The following is a 6,393-nucleotide window of genomic DNA, read 5'->3' as shown; positions in this document are numbered from 1 at the left end:
GTCCCGGCCCCTTCCGGGGGCCGGGACGCTGGCGTTTGCGCCGAGCGGGAAGAAGGACGGCGAACCCGCACTTGCGGCGGCGTGTCCGGTTGCTAGACTCTCGCCCCGCCCGTGCGGAGTCGGCTTGCCGACGTCGCGGGGCGGGCCGTTGCGTGAGACGCAGCGTGGCGAACCGTCTTCGGCCTCCGCGCTCGTGTAGCTCAACTGGCAGAGCATCGGTTTTGTAAACCGAAGGTTGCGGGTTCGAGTCCCGCCGCGAGCTTCCGCCCGCGGCGACACGCGGGCTTCGCAGCAGATTGGGGAGCGTTCCCGAGCGGTCAAAGGGGCCAGACTGTAAATCTGGTGGCTACGCCTTCGCAGGTTCGAATCCTGCCGCTCCCACTTGCGGGAATGACCAAATCCCGAGAGACAGGAACCAAAGGACGGGTCCCGCGGACCTCTGCTTTGGTTCTTGTCGTCTTGGTCCTTGAGATTTCCCGCGGCCACGCTGCGGGTGTAGCTCAATGGTAGAGCACTAGCCTTCCAAGCTTGTGATGAGGGTTCGATTCCCTTCACCCGCTTCGCCCGAACGCGGGCCGTCCGACCGGCGCCCTCGCCGACTCCCGCGACGGCCGGCGGCGTCGCGGCGGGCGGCGAAATGACGATTCCAGGGGTTCGCCGGGATTTTCCCCCCGCCGGGCTTTGCCGAATCGATCGGACCCGCAATGATGCTCGCCCGACGGCGCGCCCGGTTCCCCCGGGAACGAGTCGTTCGGCCCGGTTCGGCCGGGGCGAGGTTCCCCGGAACCGCGTCCCCCTGAACCACGCTGCTGTAGCTCAGTGGTAGAGCGCGTCCTTGGTAAGGACGAGGTCATGGGTTCAAATCCCATCAGCAGCTCTCCCCGCTCGCGGACCCGATCAGCTGCCGCCGCTCCCCCCGGGATCGGCCGGCCGAGGGCACGCCGGGCGGGGCGATCGTTTCCACCGCGACCCCCACAGTCCCACCCCCGGCGCGACACGGGCCGCACGGCCGCCGGCGTCCGGCGACAGGCAGGAAGAATACACCGATGGCCAAGGCCACCTTCGAGCGCACCAAGCCGCACGTAAACGTCGGCACGATCGGTCACATCGACCACGGCAAGTCGACGCTGACCGCCGCGATCGTCAACGTGCAGGCCACCAAGGGCCTCGCCAAGGCGATCCCTTACGCCGACATCACCAAGGGCGGCACCGTCCGCGACTCCTCGAAGACGGTGACGATCGCCGTCTCCCACGTGGAGTACGAATCCCCGGACCGCCACTACGCCCACATCGACTGCCCGGGCCACGCGGACTACGTCAAGAACATGATCACCGGGGCGGCCCAGATGGACGGGGCCATCCTCGTCGTCGCCGCCGACGCCGGCCCGATGCCGCAGACCCGCGAGCACATCCTGCTCGCCAAGCAGGTCAACGTGCCGAAGATCGTCGTGTTCCTCAACAAGGTCGACCTGGTCGACGACGAGGAGCTGCTCGACCTGGTCGAGATGGAAGTCCGCGAACTGCTGGACAAGTACGACTTCCCCGGCGACGACATCCCCCTGGTCAAGGGCAACGCCAAGGCGGCCCTGGAGACCCCGGACGACGCCGGCGCCAACGCCTGCATCGGCGAGCTGGTCGAGGCCCTCGACAGCTACATCGAGGAGCCGGCCCGCGAGACCGACAAGCCGTTCATGATGGCCATCGAGGACGTGTTCTCGATCGAAGGTCGCGGCACCGTCGTCACCGGCCGGATCGAGCAGGGCGTGGTCAAGGTCGGCGAGAAGGTTGAGATCGTCGGCCTGAAGGACACCCAGACCACGACCGTCACCGGCGTGGAAGCCTTCAACAAGACGATGGATCAGGGCCAGGCCGGCGACAACGTCGGCGTGCTGCTCCGCGGCATCGCCAAGGACGCCGTTCAGCGCGGCCAGGTCCTCGCGGCCCCCAAGACCATCAACCCGCACACCAAGTTCGAGGCCGAGGTCTACGTCCTCAGCAAGGAAGAGGGCGGCCGGAAGACCCCGTTCTTCTCCGGCTACAAGCCGCAGTTCTACTTCCGCACCACCGACGTGACCGGCGGCGTCAGCCTGCTGGGCGGCGCCGAGATGTGCATGCCCGGCGACAACGTCAACCTCGAAGTCGAGATGGAGAAGCCGGTCGCCCTCTCCGACGGCTCCCGCTTCGCCATCCGCGAAGGCGGCAAGACGGTCGGCTCCGGCATCGTCACCAAGATCCTCGAGTAGTTTTCCCGCAGGCTCCCCCGCCCGCTTCGCGCGTCTGTCGCGGAGCGGGCGAACCTGCGTTTCGTCCCCCGCGTCTTTCCTTTTGCATCCCCGACGATGGCCCGCGAGTACGTCTGGCTGAAGTGCACCGAATCCGGCGAGCGGAACTACCGCGTCCAGAAGGAGATGCGCGGCACCGACCGTCTTGAGCTGCTCAAGTACTGCCCGAAGCTGCGCAAGCACACCGTGCACAAGGAAGACCGCAAGAAGTAGGCGTTCGCCGTCCTCTCCAGGAGGACGACGAACCGAACGAGCGTAGCTCAATTGGTAGAGCAGCGGATTCCAAATCCGCAGGTTGGGGGTTCGAGTCCCTCCGCTCGTGCTCCTCGTTTCCCCCGGCCGGCGGCCCGCCCCCGGCCGAGGCGTTGTTCCCGTCACCTCTCCCGCCGACTCGCACGACGCGACGCTCGGCCTAACGCCCCCGCGGCGAACGGACCTCGCACATGTCCCGGCAACAGGCGTCCGGCTCCATCTGGTCCGAACTGCTCGCGGCCGGCCTGTACAAGCGGAATCAGGGCCGCATCGTGCGGCAGGCGACCGCCGCGGCGGTCGGGTTGGTGGTCTTCATCGGCTGCTACGTCCTCGCCCAGGGGCGGCTTGCCGAATACGACGACGCGCTCCGCTACGGCATCCCCGCCGTGCTGCTGGCCGCCGGCTGCTGGTTCGCGTTCCGGCTGGTCAATTTTCCGAAGTTCGCCGACTTCCTGATCTCCGTCGAGGCGGAGATGGCGAAGGTTTCCTGGCCGACCTGGCCCGAGGTGCTGCGGGCCAGCCTGGTGGTGATCGCCATCATGCTGCTGCTCGCCGCGGTCCTGTTCCTCTACGACATGGTCTGGGGCTGGCTGTTCGAGGCCCTCGGCGTGCTGCGGCTGAACGACGCCGCGCCCGTCGACTGACCCCGCCGCGGCCGGCCTCGGGTCCCGCCCCGGAAAACCCCTCACGGTGGCTTGAAGTTTCAGGACGGCCCGGCCATCCTGCACGACCCGACCGGTCGCCACGGCGGCCGGTCGTTCGCATTCTCGGCGTCCGCCGCCCCCGGTTCCGCCGGGCCGATTCGATGAGATCGGCCCGTTCCCGCCGGGCGAATTGCCTGACGCCCCTTCTCCCTTCCGCGGTCCCATGACCGACCCCGCTGCGTCCGCTGACCTTGACGACGCGACGTCCGAGCAGGACGCCGCGGTCGACGACGCCGTGGCCGACGGCGGCGAGGAGTCGACCGGCGCGAGCGACGCCGCCCCGGACAGCGGGCCCAAGGAAGAAGAGGAGACCGCCGGCGACGCCCCGGAGCGGAAGTTCCCCGCCCCGGAGGAGCAGTCCACGGTCGACGAGCACGGCTACGAGTGGTTCGTGCTGAAGGTCACCTCGAACCGCGAGAAGACCGTCAAGAAGTCGCTGGAGAAGCGGATCCGCCGGGAAGGCCTGGAGGACGACTTTGGCGAGATCGTCATCCCCACCCAGAAGGTTGTGGACCCGAAGGGCGGCAAGAAGCGGGTGATCGAGCAGAAGCTCTTTCCCGGCTACATGATGATCCAGATGAAGCTCAACGACGAGAGCTGGTATCTCGTCCGCGACACGACCGGGGTGGGGGGCTTCACCGGCTCCAGCGGCTCGTTCACCAGTGCCGACGACCGCCCCGCCGCGATGCGGCCGGACGAGGTCGACCGCATGCTCGGCCGCGTCGAGGAGGCCCAGGACGAAGAAGCCGAACCGGCGAAGGTTCAGATCGACCTGCCGATCGGCGAGACCGTCAAGATCAAAGAGGGGCCGTTCGAGACCTTCGAGGGCACCGTCGAGGCGATCGACGAGCTGCACGGCAAGGTCACGGTGCTGATCGAGATCTTCGGCAGCCCGCGGCCGACGGAGTTCGAGTACTGGCAGGTCGAAAAGGTCTGATTTAGGAATAACCAAAGACCAAGATACAAGAGACAAAGGCCCGCAGGTCGCGTCGCCCCTGTTTTGTATCTTGTTTCTTGTCTCTTGGGATTTAAACACCGATGGCTAAAAAGCAGCTCGTCACCACCATCAAGGTCCAGGTCACCGGCGGTCAGGCCACGCCGGCCCCGCCGGTCGGCACCGCGCTGGGTCCGCACGGCGTGAACATCGGACAGTTCGTCCAGCAGTTCAACGAGCAGACCCGCGACATGGCCGGCACGACGGTGCCGGTCGTGATTTCCGTCTACAACGACCGCTCCTTCGAGTTCGTCGTCAAGAGTCCGCCGGCCCCGGTGCTGCTCAAGCAGGCCGCGGGCGTCGCCAAGGGCGCCGGCAACCCGCTCAAGAACAAGGTCGGCTCGGTCACCGACGCCCAGATCGAAGAGATCGCCAAGACCAAGATGGAAGATCTCAACGCCGGCTCCCTGGAGCAGGCGAAGAAGACGATCGCCGGCACCGCCCGCAGCATGGGGATCACCGTCGTCGGCTGACCGGGCCCCGCCCGCGTCGCCGTCGACTCCGCCCCGCATCCCCCCGCTCGCCGCTCTCACCCACGCTCGAAACGTACCGATGGCCGATTCCAAACGGATGAAGTACCTGCTGGAACAGACCAGCTCGTACACCCCGATGCCCGTCGACGCCGCCGTTAAGCGGTTGAAGAACCTGGAAAGCGGCCTGCCCGCCAACATCCCGGCGGTGAAGTTCGACCAGACGGTCGAGATCGCCTTCCGGCTCGGCGTGGACCCGAAGCAGGCGGATCAGATGATCCGCGGCTCGATCGTCCTGCCCAACGGCATCGGCAAAGAGCAGCGCGTGCTGGTGTTCGCCCGCGGCGACGCCCTCGCCGCCGCTCAGGAAGCCGGCGCCGACTACGCCGGCGGACCGGAGCTGGCCGAGAAGATCAAGGACGGCTGGACCGAGTTCGACGTCGCCATCGCCAGCCCGGACATGATGGGCGTCGTCGGCCCGCTGGGCCGCGTGCTCGGCCCCCGCGGCCTGATGCCCTCCCCCCGGGCCGGCACCGTCACCCCGAACGTCGCCGACGCCGTCCGCGAGTACAAGGCGGGCAAGGTCGAGTTCAAGGTGAACAAGGAAGGCGTCGTCCACACGGTCGTCGGCAAGCTGAGCTTCTCCGAGGAGAACCTCGCCGAGAACGCCCGGGCGATGATCAGCCGGATCGAGTCGCTCAAGCCGGCCACCAGCAAGGGCGTGTACATGCGGAGCGTGTATATCACCGCCTCCATGATGCCCTCCATCCAGATCGCCCTCTAACCCGTCGAGCCGGAGGCAGGCCTCCGGCTTCGGCGCCCGCACGCACCGCCCGCCGCACGAAGTCATGAGCAAATACGTCAAAGGGATGATGATCGACGCGGTCGCGGACCGCATCGGCGATCAGACCGATATGCTGGTCGTCGACGTTTCCACCGTCGACGCCATCACCTGCAACACGTGGCGGCTGGCGCTGGCGGAGAAGAACATCCAGGCGCTGACCGTCAAGAACTCCCTCGCCCGCCGGGCGTTGGAGCGCAAGGGCGTCACCGGGCTGGACCCGGTGCTGGAAGGTCCCAGCACGCTGGTCTTCGGGGGGGAGGACGTCGTCCAACTCTCCAAGGAGATCACGAAGTGGGCCAAGGAGATCGACAAGCTCGCCATCAAGGGCGGGACCGTCGACGGGCAGACGCTGGACGAAGCCGGCGTCGAGACCCTCTCCAAGAGCCCCAGCCGCGAGGAACTGCTGGCGACGATCGTCGCCCAGATCCTCAGCCCGGGCGCCAACCTGTCCGCCGCCCTGTTGGGTCCGGGCAAGGCCCTCGCCAGCCAGATCAAGCAGATCGGCGACGGCGAAGCCGGCCCGAACAAGACCGAATAACCCCCGTCCCTCTCAGTGCGCGGCGGGCCGTCACACCCGCGGCGACTCTCGTTGCTGTCTCCCCCACCCCTAACCGAAAGCCCCGCCGGCGTCGTTCTCGTCCGGCCGTGCACAACCCCCGGAGGATCTCCCAATGGCCGACGAAACCACGACTGAATCCGCTGACATCCCGGCGGACATGAAGGAACTGGCCGAGAAGATCGTCAACATGACGCTTCTCGAAGCCAAGAAATTCAGCGACTACCTCAAGGACGAGTACGGCATCGAGCCCGCCGCCGGCGGCGGCGTGATGATGGCCGGCCCCGGCGG

At 67.3% G+C, this 6,393-nt stretch carries 7 protein-coding genes, 5 tRNA genes and 1 pseudogene; all 13 read left to right on the top strand.

The genetic code is table 11. The annotated features are described in order from the left end of the window. Positions 1 to 189: 189 nt before the first annotated feature. A tRNA-Thr gene (locus ACG2DA_RS21170) sits at positions 190 to 262 on the top strand. Between the two features lie 37 nt (positions 263 to 299). Continuing rightward, positions 300 to 381 (top strand) — tRNA-Tyr (locus ACG2DA_RS21165). 108 nt (positions 382 to 489) lie between these two features. Next, positions 490 to 560 (top strand) — tRNA-Gly (locus ACG2DA_RS21160). Between the two features lie 245 nt (positions 561 to 805). Next, positions 806 to 877, top strand: a tRNA-Thr gene (locus tag ACG2DA_RS21155). 169 nt (positions 878 to 1,046) lie between these two features. Continuing rightward, positions 1,047 to 2,243 (top strand): elongation factor Tu, encoded by a 1,197-nt coding sequence (tuf, locus tag ACG2DA_RS21150; protein ID WP_395258468.1) that lies wholly within the window; start codon positions 1,047 to 1,049, stop codon positions 2,241 to 2,243. 96 nt (positions 2,244 to 2,339) lie between these two features. Next, complete coding sequence (gene rpmG, locus ACG2DA_RS21145) at positions 2,340 to 2,495, top strand: 50S ribosomal protein L33 (RefSeq protein ID WP_395258466.1); 156 nt, start codon at positions 2,340 to 2,342, stop codon at positions 2,493 to 2,495. A 36-nt stretch (positions 2,496 to 2,531) separates the two neighbouring features. Further along, positions 2,532 to 2,604: transfer RNA gene (locus tag ACG2DA_RS21140), tRNA-Trp, on the top strand. Between the two features lie 121 nt (positions 2,605 to 2,725). Beyond that, positions 2,726 to 3,178, top strand: coding sequence for a preprotein translocase subunit SecE (gene secE / locus ACG2DA_RS21135; protein ID WP_395258465.1), 453 nt, complete (start codon positions 2,726 to 2,728; stop codon positions 3,176 to 3,178). 223 nt (positions 3,179 to 3,401) lie between these two features. After that, on the top strand, positions 3,402 to 4,175 hold the full coding sequence (gene nusG / locus ACG2DA_RS21130) for a transcription termination/antitermination protein NusG (protein WP_395258463.1): 774 nt from the start codon (positions 3,402 to 3,404) through the stop codon (positions 4,173 to 4,175). 101 nt (positions 4,176 to 4,276) lie between these two features. After that, positions 4,277 to 4,705, top strand: coding sequence for a 50S ribosomal protein L11 (gene rplK / locus ACG2DA_RS21125; RefSeq protein ID WP_395258461.1), 429 nt, complete (start codon positions 4,277 to 4,279; stop codon positions 4,703 to 4,705). A 79-nt stretch (positions 4,706 to 4,784) separates the two neighbouring features. Next, on the top strand, positions 4,785 to 5,486 hold the full coding sequence (gene rplA, locus ACG2DA_RS21120; RefSeq protein WP_395258460.1) for a 50S ribosomal protein L1: 702 nt from the start codon (positions 4,785 to 4,787) through the stop codon (positions 5,484 to 5,486). 64 nt (positions 5,487 to 5,550) lie between these two features. Continuing rightward, positions 5,551 to 6,084, top strand: a complete 534-nt coding sequence (rplJ, locus tag ACG2DA_RS21115; protein ID WP_395258458.1) for a 50S ribosomal protein L10 — start codon at positions 5,551 to 5,553, stop codon at positions 6,082 to 6,084. A gap of 133 nt (positions 6,085 to 6,217) precedes the next feature. Next, positions 6,218 to 6,393, top strand: a pseudogene (locus tag ACG2DA_RS21110) (50S ribosomal protein L7/L12); the annotation flags it as partial.

It is taken from the genome of Alienimonas sp. DA493 (genome assembly GCF_043951915.1).
In the GTDB taxonomy this organism is placed as follows: domain Bacteria; phylum Planctomycetota; class Planctomycetia; order Planctomycetales; family Planctomycetaceae; genus Alienimonas.
Note: the sequence above shows the minus strand (reverse complement) of the source record. Positions and strands in the feature narration are given on the sequence as shown.